Below are 18058 nucleotides of genomic sequence, written 5' to 3' on the forward strand. Positions count from 1 at the left end.
CGTCGAGTGTGGAAAACGATGTGTCCTTGGCCGTCAGCAAAAAATCGCGCATGTACGGCGCGTCGAGCATGTCGGTGCGCACCGCCGCGTACAGCGTGGCGAACAGACCTTTCTCCCCCAGCCGCTTGGCCTTCACGTAGCCCCGCGAGCTGTATTCATGCAGCGCCCAGTGCGGCATGCCGCAGACGCCACGGCCGCTGGCCACCAGTTGCATCATCATCACCGTCAGCTCGGACGTGCGCACCTGGGCCGGTTCGATGTCGGCCGGTTCCAGGAAACGGGTGAAGATGTCCAGCCGGTCGCGCTCCACCGGGTAGGTGATCAGGGTTTCGCTGATCAGGTCCTCGGGCACGATGTAGGGCTTGCCCGTCAACCGATGCTGGTTGGCCACGGCGAGCATCGCTTCGTAGGTGAACAGCGGCACGTACGTGATGCCGGCCAGTTCCAGCGGGTCGGAGGTCACCACCAAATCGAGGTCGCCCCGGGCCAGGGCCGGCAAGGGGGCGAAGGCGAAACCCGAGGCCAGGTCCAGCTCGACTTCCGGCCAGGCATCGCGGAACTGGTCGATGGTCGGCATCAGCCACTGGAAGCAGCTGTGGCACTCGATGGCCATGTGCAGGCGCCCGGCGGTGCCGCCCGCCAAGCGGGCGATGTCCCGTTCAGCGCTGCGCAGTAACGGCAGGGCGGCATCGGCCAGTTGCAACAGGCGCAGGCCGGCGCTGGTGAAGCGTACGGGCTTGGTCTTGCGCACGAACAACTGCATGCCCAGGCGCTCTTCCAGTTCCTTGAACTGGTGGGAGAGGGCGGACTGGGTCAGGTGCAGGCGTTCGGCGGCTTCGACCAGGCTGTCGGCTTCACGCAGGGCGTGCAGGGTCTTGAGGTGACGGAGTTCAAGCACCGGAGTGGCTCCATGAGTAAAACTTGTGATCAACACGAAAAGGTTGAGTTTGTCTCATGTGGGTCGAGCTGTCGACAATGGCGCCATCTTTTACAGGAGGACGCACACCATGGCACTGGCCCACACCCTCGGTTTTCCCCGCATCGGCGCCGACCGCGAACTGAAGAAAGCCCTCGAAGCCTACTGGAAGGGCGACCTGGCCCCGGCTGCGTTGCAAGCCGTGGGTCGTGAACTGCGGGCCCGGCACTGGCAACTGCAAAAAGACGCCGGCATCGACCTGCTGCCCGTCGGCGACTTTGCCTGGTACGACCAGGTGCTCAGCCACACCTTGACCCTGGGCGCCGTCCCGCAACGTTTCCACGGCACCTTGAATGCCCAGGGTCGGCCGACCCTCGACACCCTGTTCGCCATGGCCCGTGGCGCTACGGCCAGTTGCTGCGGTGCCGAGCACGGCCAGGCGCAATACGCCCAGGAACTGACCAAGTGGTTCGACACCAACTACCACTACCTGGTCCCGGAGTTTTCCGCCGACCAGACCTTCGCCCTGAGCTGGGAACAGTTGTTCGACGAAGTGGACGAGGCCCATGCCTTGGGCCACCAGGTCAAACCGGTGATCATCGGCCCGTTGACCTACTTGTGGCTGGGCAAGGCCAAGGGCGAGGCGTTCGACAAGCTCGGCCTGCTGGAGCGCCTGCTGCCGGTCTACGGTGAAATCCTCAACCGCCTCAAGGCCCAGGGCGTGGAATGGGTGCAGATCGACGAGCCGATCCTCACCCTGGACCTGCCCCTGGCCTGGAGGAGCGCCTTTGAGCGGGCTTATCACATCCTCCAGTACTCGCCGTTGAAAAAACTCGTGGCCACCTATTTCAGTGGCCTGCAAGACAACCTCGGCCTGGCGGTGAGCCTGCCGGTGGACGGCTTGCACATCGACGCGGTACGTGACCCGGAACAACTGGGCCAGGTGCTGGACCGCCTGCCGACCTACAAGATTCTCTCGGTAGGCCTGGTCAACGGTCGCAACGTCTGGCGCTGCGAACTGGAGCAGGCGCTGGCGCAATTGCAAGCGGCCCAGGAGCGCTTTGGCGACAACCTTTGGGTCAGCACCTCATGCTCGTTGTTGCACAGCCCGGTGGACCTGGAACGTGAAGACCGGCTCGACCCCGAACTCAAGAGCTGGCTCGCCTTCGCCGTGCAGAAGTGCGGTGAAGTCGCGGTGCTGCGCGATGCGCTGAACGATCCACAGGCCCCCGCCGTGCTGCAGGCGTTGAGCGACAGCCGCGAGGTGCAGGCCCGTCGCGCCGGCTCGGCGCGCATTCACAAAGCCGAGGTCCAGGCGCGTCTGGCGGCGATCGGGCCGCAGGACAGCCAGCGGCATTCGCCGTTTGCCCAGCGCATCGAACGCCAGCGCGCACGTTTGGCGTTGCCGGCCTTTCCTACCACCACCATCGGCTCCTTCCCGCAGACCCCGGCCATACGCCTGGCCCGTCAGGCCTACAAGCAGGGCAAGTTGTCGGCCAACGATTATCAAGACGCCATGCACACCGAGATCCGCCATGCCGTGCAGATCCAGGAACGCCTGGGCCTGGACGTGTTGGTGCACGGTGAAGCCGAGCGCAACGACATGGTGGAATACTTTGCCGAGCAACTGGACGGCTACGCCTTCACCCGTTTCGGCTGGGTACAGAGTTACGGCTCGCGGTGCGTGAAGCCGGCGATCATCTACGGCGACATCAGCCGCCCGAAAGCCATGACCGTCGACTGGATCCGTTATGCGCAAAGCCTGACCGACAAGGTCATGAAAGGCATGCTCACCGGCCCCGTGACCATGCTGATGTGGTCGTTCCCCCGCGAAGACGTGTCGCGCCAGGTCCAGGCCCGACAACTGGCCCTGGCCCTGCGCGACGAGGTGCTGGACCTGGAAAAGGCCGGGATCAGAATCGTGCAGATCGACGAGGCGGCGTTCCGCGAAGGGCTGCCACTGCGTCGCGGGCAATGGCAGCACTACCTGGACTGGGCCGTGGAGGCGTTCCGCTTGTGCGCATCGGGCGTGGGTGATGACACCCAGATCCATACCCACATGTGCTACAGCGAGTTCAATGACGTGATCAAGGCCATCGCCGACATGGACGCCGATGTCATCACCATCGAGACCTCCCGTTCGGACATGGAGTTGCTGGAAGCGTTCGAGGCGTTCGACTACCCGAACGACATCGGCCCGGGCGTCTACGACATCCACTCGCCACGGGTGCCGGACACTGCAGAGATGGTTGCGCTGATGAGCAAGGCGGTGAAACGCATCGCCGCCGAGCGGCTGTGGATCAACCCCGACTGCGGGCTGAAGACCCGGGGCTGGCCAGAAACGGAAGCGGCACTGGTGAACATGGTGGCGGCGGCGCGGCAGTTGCGTAGCGAGTTGGCCTGAGGCCCGGATGTTGTGGGCGAGCCCCCTGGCTCTGGCAAGGGGAGCTTTTTTGTGGCGAGGGAGCTTGCTCCCGCTGGGCTGCGCAGCAGCCCCAAATGTCATGCCTTGATCATATTTTGAGGTCGAAGCCTTTTGGGACCGCTTCGCGGTCCAGCGGGAGCAAGCTCCCTCGCCACAGGGTGCCCACATGACTTCAGGTCACCACTCGACAATCTTCATCAAACTGTCACGCAACTGTGGCAGCGCGCTTGAACAAACTTCATCAGACTCGCGCTCTACTGGGGTTCTGCGTTTCGGTGTTTCTTCATGCGTGTACTTATTTTCCTGGCCGCGTTGTTTTTCGGCCTGCCGTCGATGGCGGCATCTCGTTGTGATGTCAATGTTGCGACCCAACGGGTCGATCTGGATCAGGTCAGCCTGGCCTACCAGAGCATTGGCCGTGCCTCGGATCCTGCATTGCTGTTGGTGATGGGCCTGGGTGGGCAGTTGATCCATTGGCCGGACGAAGTGGTGGTCGCCCTGTGCGAGCAGGGTTTCCGGGTGATTCGCTACGATAACCGCGATGTCGGCCTGAGCACTTGGCGCCAGGCGCCCGGCAGCGCCAACCTGACCTTTGAAGCCCTGCGCTACAAGCTCGGCTTGCCCGTGGCTGCGCCCTATACCCTCACCGATATGGCCGACGACGGGCTCGGACTGATGGACGCGTTGCATGTACAAAGCTTCCACGTACTGGGCGCGAGCATGGGCGGGATGATCGCCCAGCACATGGCGGCCATGGCGCCTGAGCGGGTTGAAAGCCTGACCCTGATCATGACCAGTTCCAGTGCTGCAGGCTTGCCCGCACCCAGCGAAAGACTGGTGCAACTGTTGTCCCGGCGCGGTGCTCCGAATCGCGAAATGGCCCTTGAACAGCAGGCCGACCTGCTGGCCGCGTTGGGCAGCCCGATGGTGGTGGATGATCGTCAGGCCTTGTTGCATCAGGCTGCACTGGCCTATGACCGGGCCTTCAACCCCGAAGGCGTGAAGCGCCAGATCATGGCGATCATGGCCGAGCCGAGTCGGGTAGCACTTCTCAATCAACTGCGGGTACCGACCCTGGTCGTCCACGGCACCGCCGACCCGTTGCTGCCGGTGATGCACGGCGTGCACCTGGCGGCGCACATCCAAGGCAGCCAACTGAAACTGATCCCGGGCCTGGCCCATCGCTTCCAGGACGCGTTCAAGGCGCCGTTGCTGGGGGCGGTGTTGCCGTACCTGCAGCAGCACCGCGAAGACACGTCCCATTGGGCGCAGATCGAGCCGGTGCAGGCGCCGAATCTGCTCTGATAACCCTGATGGCTGGCTTTTGTGGCAATGGGATGTGTGGGAGCAAAGCTTGCTCGCGAAACAGCCACCTCAATCTCTGAGGGACCGCGTCGCCTTCATCGCGGGCAAGCCTTGCTCCCACAGGGGGCTCGCTGTGACGTTGCTACCGCACCTGCGCCTGCGCCACCAACCAGTCCATCAACTCCAGCAACGGCCCCGAAGCCTGGGGTTTGCGCGGGTGCACCAGGTGATAGCCCAGCCCGGTCTTGACCTTCAACTCGAACGGCATCACCAGACGGCCGGCGCTCAGGTCGTCGCCGATCAGCGACCAGTCGCCAATCGCCACGCCGGTGCCCTGGGAGGCCATGGACATCGCCAGGTCCAGGGTTTCGAAATGCTGGCCCTTGCTGACGTGGTTCAAATGCACATCGGCCGCCGCCAGCCAGGCGTTCCAGTCGCGCTCGTCAAGGGCCGGGTGCAACAGCAAGTGGTGCTGCAGGTCGGCGGGTTCATGCAGTGGCACCGGTCCTTCCAGGATCGGGCGGGAGCAGACAGGCGTCAGCTGTTCATCGAACAGGTGCAGGCACGCCAGCGAGGCATCCGGTGGTGGGCCATAGACCACCGCGGCGTCGAAGGCTTCGCGCTGGAAGTCCACGCCGTGCCTGACCGTGGTGGTCAGTTCCACCGGCACGTCCGGTCGTTCCTTCTGCCACTGCAACAGGCGCGGCAGCAACCATCGCATCACACAGGTCGGGGCCTTGAGCTGTAGGGTCTGGCGTTTTTCGCCGATCTGCTGGACCGCATCGCCGATCAGGCTGAACACCTGCTGCACCCGTGGCAGCCACGCCTGGCCCTCGGCGGTCAGGCTCAGGCCGCGTGCCTGGCGCTGGAACAACGCATAACCCAAATGATCTTCCAGCCCGGCGATCTGCCGGCTCACCGCGCCCTGGGTGATGTGCAGTTGTTCGGCGGCCCGGGTGAAGTTGCAGCATTGGGCCGTGATCAGAAATGTGTGCAGCGCCGGCAACGGGGGGAGTCGTTTCATTTCGATCCAAGCCATGACGTGAGGACATGGCTAGTATGACTTTTTATCCATTGTTGTCGCCATGCCCCGCCCGTTCCAATAACGCCATTCCCAAGACAAAAGGGGCCCGCCGCATGCGCTGCGTGGCCCTTTACCCGACCAGAAAAAGGCAATGGCAATGGCGACGTGCGGCGAAGTATTGGTCAAGTTACTCGAAGGTTATGGCGTGGAGCAGGTGTTCGGCATTCCCGGCGTGCACACCGTCGAGCTGTACCGCGGGCTGGCCCGTTCCAGTATCCGCCATGTGACGCCGCGTCATGAACAGGGCGCAGGTTTCATGGCCGACGGTTACGCCCGGGTCAGCGGCAAGCCCGGCGTGTGTTTCATCATCACCGGTCCCGGCATGACCAACATCACCACCGCCATGGGCCAGGCCTACGCCGATTCGATCCCGATGCTGGTGATCTCCAGCGTGCAGTCGCGCAGTCAGTTGGGCGGTGGACGCGGCAAGCTGCATGAACTGCCGAACCAGTCTGCGTTGGTGGGCGGTGTCGCGGCGTTTTCCCACACGCTGATGTCCGCCGCCGAATTGCCCGGCGTGCTGGCCCGGGCGTTCGCGGTGTTCCAGGCCGGGCGCCCGCGGCCGGTGCACATTGAAATCCCGCTGGACGTTTTGGTCGAAGACGCCGATGCCTTGCTCGCCAGCGTGCCGGTGAACATCAGCCGCGCCGGTGCCGCACCGGGTGCGGTAAAACAAATGGCCGACCTGCTGGCGACGGCTCGGCGGCCTCTGATCCTGGTCGGTGGCGGGGCCATCGACGCGAGGGCCGAATTGACCGAACTGGCCGAACGTCTCGGCGCGCCAGTGGCGTTGACCATCAATGCCAAAGGCCTGCTGCCTGCGCGCCATCCGTTGCTGATCGGCTCCACCCAGAGCCTGGTGGCCACCCGTGCGTTGGTGGCCGAGGCGGACGTGGTGCTGGCCATCGGCACCGAACTGGCCGAGACCGATTACGACATTACCTTTGCCGGCGGCTTCGAGATTCCCGGCGCGCTGCTGCGCATCGACATCGACCCGGACCAGACCGTGCGCAACTACCCGCCGCACCTGGCGCTGGTGGCCGACGCCGGTGTCGCCGCCCGGGCCTTGCTCGACGAATTGGACCAGCGACCCTTGGCCGAACGCCAAGCCGATTGGGGACCGGCCCGTGCCGCCCGGTTGCGTGCGGAGCTTCAAGGCAGTTGGGACGCCGCGACCCGCGCCCAGACCGTGTTTCTCGACACGGTCTTGCAGACGCTACCGGAGGCGGTGTTCGTCGGCGATTCCACGCAACCGGTGTACACCGGCAACCTGACCTTCAACCCGGAGCAGCCGCGCCGCTGGTTCAATTCCTCCACCGGCTACGGCACCCTTGGCTACGCGTTGCCGGCGGCCATTGGCGCCTGGCTCGGCGGCAAGGACCTGGGCCACGGCCGCCCTGCGGTGGTGTGCCTGATCGGTGATGGCGGGTTGCAGTTCACCCTGCCGGAGCTGGCCAGCGCCGTGGAGGCGAGCACACCGGTGATCGTGCTGCTGTGGAATAACCAGGGCTACGAAGAGATCAAGAAATACATGCTCAACCGCGCCATCGAACCGGTGGGGGTGGACATCTACACCCCGGATTTCATCGGGGTCGCCAAGGCCTTGGGCTGCTTTGCCCAAGCCATCGACGATGTGCCGTCGCTGCGTGTGGCGTTGCTGGCGGCCCGTGAGCGGCAGGGGCCGACATTGATTGAGATTGACCAGGGGGTTTGGGCATCGAAGTGTTGAGGTGTTTTGACTGGCCTCATCGCGAGCAAGCTCGCTCCCACACGGGATCTTCAGTGAATACAGGTTCTCTGTTCACAACAGGCCCAATGTGGGAGCGAGCTTGCTCGCGATGAGGTCGGCCCAGCCAACACAAAACCCGGGTCAGACAGTCATCCGCAACCGCGCCAGATCCCGCAACGGCGGCGCGCCGAACAATCGGCTGTACTCGCGGCTGAACTGCGAAGGGCTTTCATAACCCACCCGATACCCCGCCGCCGAAGCTTCCAGCCCTTCGGCCAGCATCAGCCGGCGGGCTTCCTGCAAGCGCAGTTGCTTCTGGTATTGCAGTGGGCTCATGGCCGTCATGGCCTTGAAGCGGTGATGCAGGGTCGAGACGCTGAGGTTCACTTCCCGGGCCAGGTCATCGATGCGCAGCGGCTGTTCGAAATGGCCGTTGAGCCATTTGATCGCCTGGCTGATGCGATGACTCTGACTGTTGGCGATGGCGATTTCATACAGCCGATAGCCCTGTGGACTGCGCAGCAGGCGATAGAGGATTTCCCGGCGCACCAGGGGCGCGAGCATGGCGATGTCTTTCGGTGTGTCCAGCAGCCGTGCCAGGCGCAGCACAGCGTCGAGCATCGGCGTGTCCAGGCGTTCGACATACAGCCCGCGCCCGGCGGGGCGGGTCGGCACGCCCAAGGGGCCGGCATCGGCGATCAACGCAGTGATTTCCGCCGGGTCGATGTCCAGGCGCAGGGCCAGGATCGGCTGCTCGGGCGATACGTCAGCGACGCAACCGCTGAGCGGCATCGAGACCGAGACCACCAGGTAATGGAGCGGATCGTAGTTGAAGAACTCATCCGCCAGGCGCACCTGTTTGCTGCCCTGGGCCATGATGCACAGCGCCGGTTGCGCCAGCACCGGGGCGAATTTGTGCGGCTGGCTGTGCCGCGACAGGTTCAGCGAGCCGATGGCGGTGGCGTAGCTGCCGTCTTCGCCGGTGTTGCGGTCGATGATCGATGCCAGTTCGGCGCGCTGTTGTTCCAGGTACGTGTCCAGCGGGACGTGGGCGTGATCGAGTGGCGACATGCCGGGATCCTCAGGCGATAGGGAGCGATGAACAAAGCTTATGTTTGTGCAAGGCGCAGCGGTAGCAACATCCTGTTGAAAGCTTGCCTGATCCTGCACGGCGCAATGGTCCGTGACGGGGCAACGCTCGCGAAACTTGCTTGAAACCTTTTGTTTCAACTTCTTGGGTGGCAACTGGATCGACGACGAATTTTGTGCGGCCGATGCGCAGGATTGTGCAATGGGTCGGCAGGAATCGACTAACGAAGCTGGCGTCGTGACGCTTAACCTTTGATCCTGTCGCAGCCTGTCCCCGGCTGCACAACGGATTACCTGGGAGGGTTGAGCATGACTACACAGATCCCCGTCAGCCACATGGCTTTTGTCCGGGCCCGCAGTGGTTGCTCCAAGCAACTGGGTGCACGCCTGAGTACGCTGATCGCGCCCTCGCGCCAGGCGCCCGGTTGCCTGCACTTTGCCTTGCAGCAATCGCAATGCGACGCTGATTTGTGGCTGGTGTCCGGACTCTGGGTCAATCAGCCGTCGATGGACGCCTATTTCAATTCACCGGCCATGGCGATTTTCGCCGAGCTGGTGCAAGACCTGGTGGTGAGCAGCCTGGATTTCCACACCTTCAGGGAAGTCTCCGCCGCCCAGGCGACCGAAGGGTGCCGGGCGCAGGTACACAAACTGGCCGGTTGAAGGTTTAATGACCGTCATTTTCCACCGCCAGGATGCACAAGAGATGGCACGTAAAGCCTTTGAAACCTTTGAAGCTGTTTCCGCCGTTGTTCCCAAGGAGGGCGGCGGTTACCTCGCCGCCATTGCCACCAAGGCCATCGGCGGCTCAGGTGCGCCACGTTTCAACAAGGTGCTTGAAGACCAGAGCTTCAAGACCGCGACCGAAGCCGATGATGCCGCTGCCGTGCTGCTCACCCATCTTCAGGGTGTCAGTGAGGATGGCGGGCTGGTTTGGTAAAACCGCGTCACACTTGTTGGATGACCTACACCTGTGGCGAGGGGATTTATCCCCGCTGGGCTGCGCAGCAGCCCCCAATGTCTTCCTGACACTGAGTTGACTGGACTGTTTTAGGGCCGCTTCGCGCCCCAGCGGGGATAAATCCCCTCGCCACAGAGTGTGATGGGCAAGCTTCTATTTGGGGCGATGCATCTTGAACAACGCCTCAGGCCCCAGCTGGAAATAATCCGCCGGCCCACCCCCGCGCAAGATCGGCTCGGCGGCGGCGGTGTCGTACACCCCATCTTTCAACAGCCACTGGGCGATATGCACGGCGACCACTTCGCCGAGGATCAACCAGCTTGGCACCAGCCCTTTGTCCGCCCGCTGCAATTGAATGATCTGCGTGACCTTGCATTCGAAGGACACCGGGCTTTCGGCGACGCGCGGCACCTGGATCACCCGTGACGGGGCGGCCGTGAGGCCCGCCAGTTCGAACTCATTGACCTCTGGGCCGACCATCGCGCAGCTCTGGTTCATCTGCTCGGCGAGCGGGCGGGTGGCCAGGTTCCAGGCAAATTCACCGGTCTGTTCGATGTTGTTCAGGCTGTCTTTGCGCCCGACACTGGAGAACCCAATGATCGGTGGGATGTAATTGAAGGCGTTGAAGAAACTGTAGGGCGCCAGGTTCAGGCGGCCTTCGCCATCCTGGGACGAAATCCAGCCGATAGGGCGCGGGCCGACGATGGCGTTGAATGGATCGTGTGGCAGGCCGTGACCGTTGGCGGGTTCGTAGAAATGGGTGTCATCGGGCATTGGGTGCAGATCCTGGGGTGGATTTTGAAGAGTTCGACGATAGTGCAGGGGGCAGCTGTTTTTGTCAGCACCGAGAACCTTGTGGGAGTGGGCTTGCTCGCGAAGGCGCCGGAACATTCAATATTGCTGCAAGCTGGGCCATCGCTTTCGCAAAACCTGCGTCCGCTGTTCTTCTGCAACTCCCAAAAACAACTAAGCCCGGCCGAAGCCGGGCTGTGGGAGGGGCTCCGTGGCAATTAGCTGATGGCGGCAGCGTTAGTGCGATCGAAACCATCTTCTGCGACGGTGGCGCCGTTAGTGCGGTCGAAGCCATCTTCAGCAACGGTGGCGCCGTTAGTGCGGTCGAAGCCATCTTCAGCAACGGTGGCGCCGTTAGTGCGGTCGAAGCCATCTTCAGCAACGGTAGCGCCGTTAGTGCGGTCGAAGCCATCTTCAGCAACGGTAGCGCCGTTAGTGCGGTCGAAGCCGTCAGCAGCAAGGGTGGCAGCGCCAGTGCGGTCGTAGCCATCAGCGGCGATGGCCGAGCTGGTGCGGTCGAAACCATCGGCAGCAAAAGTATTGGTGGCCAGTACGGAAAGGGTCAGGGCGATGATCAGTTTGGTTTTCATGGTTGTGCTCCAGAATATTTGGCGTTAGGCGCCTTGGGTGTGGAGTTCATATTACGCTCGCTAATTAGATTAAAAAGCGCAAATAAATGCTAAAAACAATCGATTAAATCGATTTGTTGGGGATTGCCGCAGAACGGTCAATGAGGCCCATTACCGGCGTATCGAACGGCGTTCTGTTGAGGATGAGGATGGAGGTCAGGCATTAACCAGAGATTAATGTCGGATAAATCTTTAGACATGGAACAAAAAAAAAGGGGCGACCCCGTCAGGTTCGCCCCTTTTTTGATCCAGTCCTGAAACAGGTGTAAACCTTAGCCAGGACTAGACATGCGACTCGGAGATCAGTCGGTCACGATCCGCGAATGCTTGCGGGTGTCTTTCATGGTGATGTACACCAGCAGCGACACGGCGATGCAGGCCGTCACGTACCAGTAGTAGCCGGTTTCCATACCGATGCTCTTGAACCACAGGGCGATGTATTCGGCGGTGCCGCCGAAGATCGACACGGTCAGTGCGTAGGGCAGGCCGACGCCCAGGGCGCGGATTTCGGTGGGGAACAGCTCGGCCTTCACCACGGCGTTGATCGAGGTGTAGCCGCTGACGATGATCAGCGCGGCCATGATCAGGAAGAATGCGCCCCACCAGGTCTGGATGGTGTGCAGGGTGGTGAGGATCGGCACAGTGAACAGGGTGCCGAGGATGCCGAAGGCGATCAGGATCGGCCGGCGACCGATCTTGTCCGACAGCCCGCCGATCACCGGTTGCAGGCACATGAACAGGAACAGTGTGGCGGCGGAAATGGTGGTGGAGTCGGAGATGCTCATGCCGACGGTGTTCACCAGGTATTTCTGCATGTAGGTGGTGTAGGTGTAGAACGCCAGGGTACCGCCCATGGTCAGGCCGACCACGGTCATCAGTTCCTTGGGGTGGCGCAGCAAGGTGCGCATCGCGCTTTCCTTGGACTTCTCTTTCTTGGTGAACGACTCGGTTTCTTCCATGCCGCGCCGCAGGTACAGCGCCACGACCGCACACAGTGCGCCGATGGCGAACGGGATGCGCCAGCCCCAGGCGTACAGCTGTTCGGTGGTGAGGAACTGTTGCAGCACGATCAATACACCCAAGGCGATGAGCTGGCCGGAAATCAGGGTCACGTACTGGAAGCTGGAGAAGAAGCCGCGACGTTCCTTGGTCGCCATCTCGCTCAGGTAGGTTGCCGAGGTGCCGTACTCGCCACCCACCGACAGGCCTTGGAGCAGGCGGGCGAACACCAGCAGGATCGGCGCGCCGACGCCGATGGTTTCGTAGCTTGGGCTCAAGGCGATGATCAGCGAGCCGAAGCACATCAGGTACACCGAGGCCATCAACGCACGTTTGCGCCCGGCGCGGTCAGCGTACAGGCCCATCAACCAGCCGCCGATCGGGCGCATCAGGAACCCCACGGCGAAGATCGCGGCGGTGTTGAGCAATTGGGCGGTGGTGTCGCCCTTGGGGAAGAAGACTTTGGCGAAGTACAACGAGAACGCGGCGTAGACGTACCAGTCATACCACTCGACCATGTTGCCGACCGAGCCGCTGAAGATCGATTTGATCCGACTGGCGGTGGTTCTTTCACGGGCGGGCACGGCAGCCGACCCAATGGGCAGGGCGTTGGAGTTGTCCATTGAAGGATCCTTCATTTAATTGTTTTTGTGGAGCGCGCGGGAACGCAGCCTGACAGGGCTATAGCAGGAGCTGTGCCAGGCGCTGGAGGGCCGGTCTAGAGGGGTTTGCGGTGTTGGGTGAGCGGAAATCCGCTTGTTTTTGATGGGTGGTGAGCGGAAATTCGCTTATCCGAGGGGGAGATGTTCTGTCTGGGCTGGCCTCATCGCGAGCAAGCTCAGCTCCCACATTTTGACCTGCATACACATGACCCTGTGGGAGCACACATATGACCTGTGGGAGCCGAGCTTGCTCGCGATGAGGCCGGGGCAGACACAGAAAATTCAGTGAATCTACAAAAACATCTCCCGGCTCAACCCATGCCGCTGCATCTTTTCATTGAAGGTGCGGCGTGGCAGTTGCAGTTCTTCGAGCACGGCTTTCACATCACCTTTGTGTCGCGCCAGGGCGGCGCGCAGGCATTGGGCTTCGAAGGCTTCCTGCTGGGCCGCGAGGGACTGGCCCGGCTCCGTCTCCAGGGTAGGCAGTTGATCCAGCCCCAACACCTGGCGCTCGGCGACGTTGGCCAGTTCCCGCACATTGCCCGGCCAGTCGTGGCTGAGCAGATGGCTCAACTGCGGGCCGCTCAGGGGCACGGTGGGGCGGCCCAGGCGTTCGGCGGCGTTGTGGGTGAAGTGTTCGAACAGCAGGGGAATGTCCTCGCGCCGTTCTCGGAGCGGCGGCAGGCGCAGCTCGGCGATGTTCAAGCGATAGGCCAGGTCTTCGCGAAAGCGCCCGGCCCGGGCTTCGTCCAACAGGTCGGGCTTGGTGGCGGCGATGATGCGCAGGTCCACGGCGATGCTCTGGTTGGAGCCCAGGCGTTCGAGCTTCTGTTCCTGCAACACCCGCAGCAATTTGACCTGCTGGGCCAGGGGCATGCTTTCGATTTCATCGAGAAACAGCGTGCCGCCGTCGGCGTATTCGAGCTTGCCGATGCGCTTGCCCTGGGCGCCGGTGAAGGCGCCGCTTTCATGGCCGAACAACTCCGCCTCGAACAGCGCCTCGGGAATGGCTGCGCAGTTCAACGCGACGAAGGGCTTGCTCGCCCTCGGGCCGAAATCGTGCAGGCAGCGAGCGACCAATTCCTTGCCGCTACCGGTTTCGCCGCGGATCAATACGTTGACCGGCAGTGCCGCCAGGTCCAGCACTTGGCGCCGCAGGTTTTGCAGCGCACGGGAAACCCCTAGCAGCGTGCCATCCAGACGGGCGCGGGCGTCGGCCTGTTCATGCAGGCGGCGGTTTTCCAGGACCAGGGTGCGCTTGTCCAGGGCCCGGCGCAGGCTGCCCAGCAGGGCTTCGGGGCTGAAGGGTTTTTCCAGGAAGTCGTAGGCACCGTCACGCATGGCCTCCACGGCCATGGGCACGTCACCGTGGCCGGTCAACAGAATCACCGGCAGGTCCGGGTCGCGGCGGCGGACTTCGGCCAGTAGCTCCAGGCCGCTGAGGCCGGGCATGCGCACGTCGCTGAGGATCACCCCGGGGAAATGCTCCGGCAACCGCGCCAGGCATTCGTCGGCGCGACTGAACAGCTGCACCTGGAACCCCGACAGGCTCAACCATTGTTCGACGGCACTGCGGATGCTGCCTTCGTCATCCACGACCATGACTGAATCAAGCATGCAGTTGCGCCTCCTGATCGATGGGCAAGGTCACGCAGAATACCGCGCCGTTCTCGTGGTTGTCCGCGATCAGGCGCCCGCCGGACTCATGGATGATTGCAAACGAAACCGCCAGCCCCAGGCCCAGGCCATCGCCCACGGGCTTGGTGGTGAAGAACGGATCGAACACCTGGCCCAGGTGTTCCTCGGCGATGCCGGTGCCGCTGTCGCTGACGGTCAGGCGCCACAATTGATCATCGGCCTCCAGGCGCACTTCCAGGCGCTTGAGAGGTTGGCCGGCCATGGCGTCGAGCGCGTTGCGCAGCAGGTTGATCAACACTTGTTCGAGGCGGATCGCATCGCCGCGCACCCACGCTGGACGGGTCAAGTGCAACACGGTGCTGACCTGCTCGTCCCGCAGGCGCGTGTCCAGCAGTTGCAACGCCTGGTCCACCACCGCCGCCAGGTCCAGGCGTTCGCGCAGGCCGCTGGGGCTTTTGCGGGCGAACGTCTTCAAGTGGCCGGTGAGGGCGGCCATGCGGGTCAGCATGTCGTCCACCGGCTTGAGGGCCTTGTAGGCGTCATCGACCCGACCGTGATCCAGCAGCAAGCGCAGGGTTGCCAATTGCATGCGCTGAGCGGTCAAGGGTTGGTTGATTTCATGAGCCAGGGCCGCCGACATCTGCCCCAGCGCCGCCAGCTTGGCCGATTGCACCAGCCCGTCCTGGGCGGTGCGCAGGTCCCGGGTCCGCTCCTCCACCAGCCGTTCCAGCTCTTCGCGGCTGCGCTGGCGCAACTTTGCCAGGCGCCAGCGCTGGTTGAGAAACAGCAACAGGAACACCAGCGCCAGCCACAACCCGGCGGCGGCGAGCCCGGCGTTGCGCAGGTCCTCGAAGGCGATCTGCGGACGGCGCAGCAAGTGCAGGGTCCAGCCTTCGGCGCTCAACGGCAAGGATTCCCACAGGTAATCCGCCGAGCCATCGGGGGCCTCCACCCGGGCCAGGTGGCTGTTGTCGTCGAAGCGTCGCAGCGGTTCATGGGCCAGGGCTTGCAACGGTTGTTTGTCGTATTGGCGGGTGGCCTTGAGCTCGGCGCGGTCGCTGTCGGTCAGCGGCTGCAAGTGGCGATAACGCCAGCCCGGGCGATTGGCAATGAAGATGATGCCCCGGGCATCGCTGACCAGCAGGGTGTCGCTGCCCTGGCGCCATTCGCGCTCCAGCTCCGGAAACTCCAGCTTGACCACCATCGCGCCGAGGAACTCGCCGTTGTCGCCGGTCACGGCGCTGGAGAGGAAGTACCCCGGGATGCCGCTGGTCACGCCCACCGCATAAAACCGCCCGGTGCCCTGGGTGCGGGTCTGGATGAAGTAGGGGCGAAAGCCATAGTTGTGCCCGACATAGCTGCTGGGCAGGCGCCAGTTACTGGCCGCGACGGCCAGGCCGCTGTGGTCGAGCAGTTCCAGGGTGGATGACTGGGCGGCGCCATTGATCTGTTCGAGCTTGCGATTCAACGCAGCCTGCTGCGCCGCGCTGACCGGTCCCTTGAGGGCCGAGCGCAACTCCGGATCCAGCGCCAGCACGGCGGGCAGGGCGCGGTAGCGTTCGATCAGGGTGTGCAACGAATTGGCGTACAGCGCCAACTGCTGGCTGGCGCGGCTGGCATCTTCCTTCAAAGCTTCGCGTTCGGCGTGGCGCACGGCGAGGGTGGCGGCAACCGCCGCGCCGGCGAGGATCAGCAAGGTGTACAACGACAGGCGCAAGGTACGGGTGGTCGGCAGCATGCTGGCGTAAACCAGTGGAAAGTCGGGCGGGCACGATAGCATGGTGGTTGCTCTGTGGGAGCTGAGCTTGCTCGCGATGACGGTGAGTCATCCAGAGATGATATTGGCTGACAGGCCGCTATCGCGAGCAAGCTCGGCTCCCACAGTAGATGGGTGCCGTGCACAAGATTTGTGTCCGATGATAGCCACAGTGGGAGCGAGCCTGCTCGCGATGGCAGTGAGTCATCCAGAGATGATGTTGGCTGACAGGCCGTTATCGCGAGCAAGCTCGGCTCCCACAGGATTACTACAGGTACCTGTAGTGAGCATCACTGACATGGACATAAAAAAGGCCGGTGGGCTTGTCGCTCACCGGCCTTGTTCATGGCACTGAAGTGTTACTGCACTTCGACCGCCAGGCTGTCGCTGATCTTCTTCTGCCAGATGGCAGGACCGGTGATGTGCACCGACTCGCCTTGGCTATCGACCGCAACGGTCACCGGCATGTCCTTGACCTCGAACTCGTAGATCGCTTCCATGCCCAGTTCGGCGAACGCCAGGACCTTGGATTTGCGGATCGCCTGGGCCACCAGGTAAGCGGCGCCGCCGACGGCCATCAGGTAGACGGCCTTGTTGTCCTTGATCGCTTCGATAGCGGTCGGGCCGCGCTCGGATTTGCCGATCATGCCCAACAAGCCTGTCTGCTCGAGGATCTGGCGGGTGAACTTGTCCATCCGCGTGGCGGTGGTCGGGCCGGCTGGGCCGACGACTTCATCGCCTACCGGGTCGACCGGGCCGACGTAATAGATGAAGCGACCCTTGAGGTCCACCGGCAAGGTTTCACCCTTGTTCAGCATCTCGACCATGCGCTTGTGCGCCGCGTCGCGGCCGGTGAGCATCTTGCCGTTGAGCAGTACGGTTTCGCCCGGCTTCCAGCTTTGCACATCTTCTGGCGTCAGGGTGTCGAGGTTGACGCGACGAGCCGACGGGCCGGCTTCCCAGACGATTTCCGGGTAGGCGTCCAACGGTGGCGCTTCCAGCGACGCCGGGCCCGTGCCGTCCAGCACGAAGTGGGCGTGGCGGGTGGCGGCGCAGTTGGGGATCATGCACACCGGCAGGGAGGCGGCGTGGGTCGGGTAGTCCATGATCTTCACGTCGAGCACGGTGGTCAGGCCACCCAGGCCCTGGGCGCCGATGCCCAGTTGGTTGACCTTCTCGAACAGCTCCAGGCGCATCTCTTCGATACGGTTCTGCGGACCGCGGGCCTTGAGCTCGTGGATGTCGATGGACTCCATCAAGACTTCCTTGGCCATGACCGCGGCTTTCTCGGCGGTGCCACCGATGCCGATGCCGAGCATGCCCGGTGGGCACCAGCCGGCGCCCATGGTCGGAACGGTTTTCAGCACCCAGTCGACGATGGAGTCGGACGGGTTGAGCATGGCCATCTTCGACTTGTTCTCGGAGCCGCCGCCCTTGGCCGCCACGTCCACTTCCACGGTGTTGCCCGGGACGATGGAGTAGTGGATGACCGCCGGGGTGTTGTCCTTGGTGTTTTTACGCGCGCCGGCCGGGTCGGCCAGGATGGAAGCGCGCAGGACGTTTTCCGGCAGGTTGTAGGCGCGACGCACGCCCTCGTTGATCATGTCGTCCAGGCTCATGGTCGCGCCATCCCAACGCACGTCCATGCCCACGCGCACGAACACGGTCACGATACCGGTGTCCTGGCAGATCGGCCGATGGCCGGTGGCGCACATGCGCGAGTTGATCAGGATCTGCGCCATGGAGTCACGGGCCGCCGGCGATTCTTCGCGCAGGTAGGCCTCGTGCATCGCCTGGATGAAATCCACGGGGTGGTAGTAGGAAATGAACTGCAGGGCGTCGGCAACGCTCTGTATCAGGTCATCTTGCTTGATCACGGTCATGAGTCGCGCTCCTCTCTAAAGACGGGAACATTCAATAAGGTACCGGCCGCTTGGGTGCATCGGTCGACGGACGGCACCTCTATAAGGCACGCCGGGCATGCTGGCGCGACGCTAAAAAGGCGCGGCAGTATATCGCGCCTGGCTGGAAAGGATCAGCTTTTGTATTTGGCGGGCGCAAAGCGTGTGGGAG

14 protein-coding genes are annotated in these 18058 nt (G+C 63.1%); 5 read left to right on the plus strand and 9 right to left on the minus strand.

Annotated elements, in window-relative coordinates; all coding sequences use genetic code 11:
• A partial coding sequence (metR, locus tag J4E53_RS01800) for a transcriptional regulator MetR (RefSeq protein WP_207268099.1) occupies nt 1–898 on the minus strand: 898 nt, incomplete at its 3' end.
• Between the two features lie 109 nt (nt 899–1007).
• Between metR and metE the strand changes: the two genes are divergently transcribed.
• Nucleotides 1008–3320, plus strand: a complete 2313-nt coding sequence (metE, locus tag J4E53_RS01805) for a 5-methyltetrahydropteroyltriglutamate--homocysteine S-methyltransferase (protein WP_060740855.1) — start codon at nt 1008–1010, stop codon at nt 3318–3320.
• Nucleotides 3321–3626: 306 nt separating this feature from the next.
• Nucleotides 3627–4646, plus strand: a complete 1020-nt coding sequence (locus J4E53_RS01810) for an alpha/beta fold hydrolase (RefSeq protein ID WP_060740856.1) — start codon at nt 3627–3629, stop codon at nt 4644–4646.
• 142 nt (nt 4647–4788) lie between these two features.
• Here J4E53_RS01810 and J4E53_RS01815 read toward each other — a convergent pair whose 3' ends face one another.
• Nucleotides 4789–5670, minus strand: coding sequence for a LysR substrate-binding domain-containing protein (locus tag J4E53_RS01815; RefSeq protein ID WP_103308460.1), 882 nt, complete (start codon nt 5668–5670; stop codon nt 4789–4791).
• A 157-nt stretch (nt 5671–5827) separates the two neighbouring features.
• Between J4E53_RS01815 and J4E53_RS01820 the strand changes: the two genes are divergently transcribed.
• Complete coding sequence (locus J4E53_RS01820) at nt 5828–7459, plus strand: 5-guanidino-2-oxopentanoate decarboxylase (RefSeq protein ID WP_103308440.1); 1632 nt, start codon at nt 5828–5830, stop codon at nt 7457–7459.
• Between the two features lie 141 nt (nt 7460–7600).
• Here J4E53_RS01820 and J4E53_RS01825 read toward each other — a convergent pair whose 3' ends face one another.
• Nucleotides 7601–8530, minus strand: coding sequence for an AraC family transcriptional regulator (locus J4E53_RS01825; protein WP_060740858.1), 930 nt, complete (start codon nt 8528–8530; stop codon nt 7601–7603).
• A 327-nt stretch (nt 8531–8857) separates the two neighbouring features.
• Here J4E53_RS01825 and J4E53_RS01830 point away from each other — a divergent pair, with 327 nt between their 5' ends.
• Together J4E53_RS01830 and J4E53_RS01835 are read left to right on the plus strand one after the other, a co-directional pair.
• Entirely contained in the window at nt 8858–9211 is a 354-nt protein-coding gene (locus J4E53_RS01830; protein ID WP_060740859.1) for a putative quinol monooxygenase, read from the plus strand.
• Nucleotides 9212–9254: 43 nt separating this feature from the next.
• The gene (locus J4E53_RS01835; protein WP_060743140.1) at nt 9255–9488 is read left to right on the plus strand and encodes a hypothetical protein; all 234 of its coding nucleotides are present in this window, start codon (nt 9255–9257) and stop codon (nt 9486–9488) included.
• 174 nt (nt 9489–9662) lie between these two features.
• On the opposite strand, the gene J4E53_RS01840 is transcribed toward J4E53_RS01835, so the two are convergent.
• The 6 genes from J4E53_RS01840 to J4E53_RS01865 all read right to left on the minus strand — a co-directional run bounded on the left by J4E53_RS01840 (nt 9663) and on the right by J4E53_RS01865 (nt 17868).
• A complete protein-coding gene (locus J4E53_RS01840; protein ID WP_103308439.1) occupies nt 9663–10283 on the minus strand; it encodes a flavin reductase family protein in 621 nt (206 codons plus the stop codon).
• A 236-nt stretch (nt 10284–10519) separates the two neighbouring features.
• The gene (locus J4E53_RS01845) at nt 10520–10891 is read right to left on the minus strand and encodes a heme utilization protein (RefSeq protein WP_207268100.1); all 372 of its coding nucleotides are present in this window, start codon (nt 10889–10891) and stop codon (nt 10520–10522) included.
• A 341-nt stretch (nt 10892–11232) separates the two neighbouring features.
• Nucleotides 11233–12552 carry an MFS transporter gene (locus tag J4E53_RS01850; protein ID WP_060740863.1) on the minus strand — a complete coding sequence of 440 codons (1320 nt, stop codon included), beginning with the start codon at nt 12550–12552 and terminating at the stop codon, nt 11233–11235.
• 330 nt (nt 12553–12882) lie between these two features.
• Nucleotides 12883–14208 carry a sigma-54 dependent transcriptional regulator gene (locus J4E53_RS01855; protein WP_060740865.1) on the minus strand — a complete coding sequence of 442 codons (1326 nt, stop codon included), beginning with the start codon at nt 14206–14208 and terminating at the stop codon, nt 12883–12885.
• Complete coding sequence (locus J4E53_RS01860; RefSeq protein WP_103308435.1) at nt 14201–15967, minus strand: ATP-binding protein; 1767 nt, start codon at nt 15965–15967, stop codon at nt 14201–14203. The genes J4E53_RS01855 and J4E53_RS01860 overlap by 8 nt, the downstream gene beginning before the upstream one ends.
• 377 nt (nt 15968–16344) lie before the next feature.
• Nucleotides 16345–17868, minus strand: coding sequence for a fumarate hydratase (locus tag J4E53_RS01865; protein ID WP_060740866.1), 1524 nt, complete (start codon nt 17866–17868; stop codon nt 16345–16347).
• Nucleotides 17869–18058 lie beyond the last annotated feature (190 nt).

It is taken from the genome of Pseudomonas sp. FW305-28, assembly GCF_017351395.1.
In the GTDB taxonomy this organism is placed as follows: Bacteria; Pseudomonadota; Gammaproteobacteria; order Pseudomonadales; family Pseudomonadaceae; genus Aquipseudomonas; species Aquipseudomonas fluorescens_AA.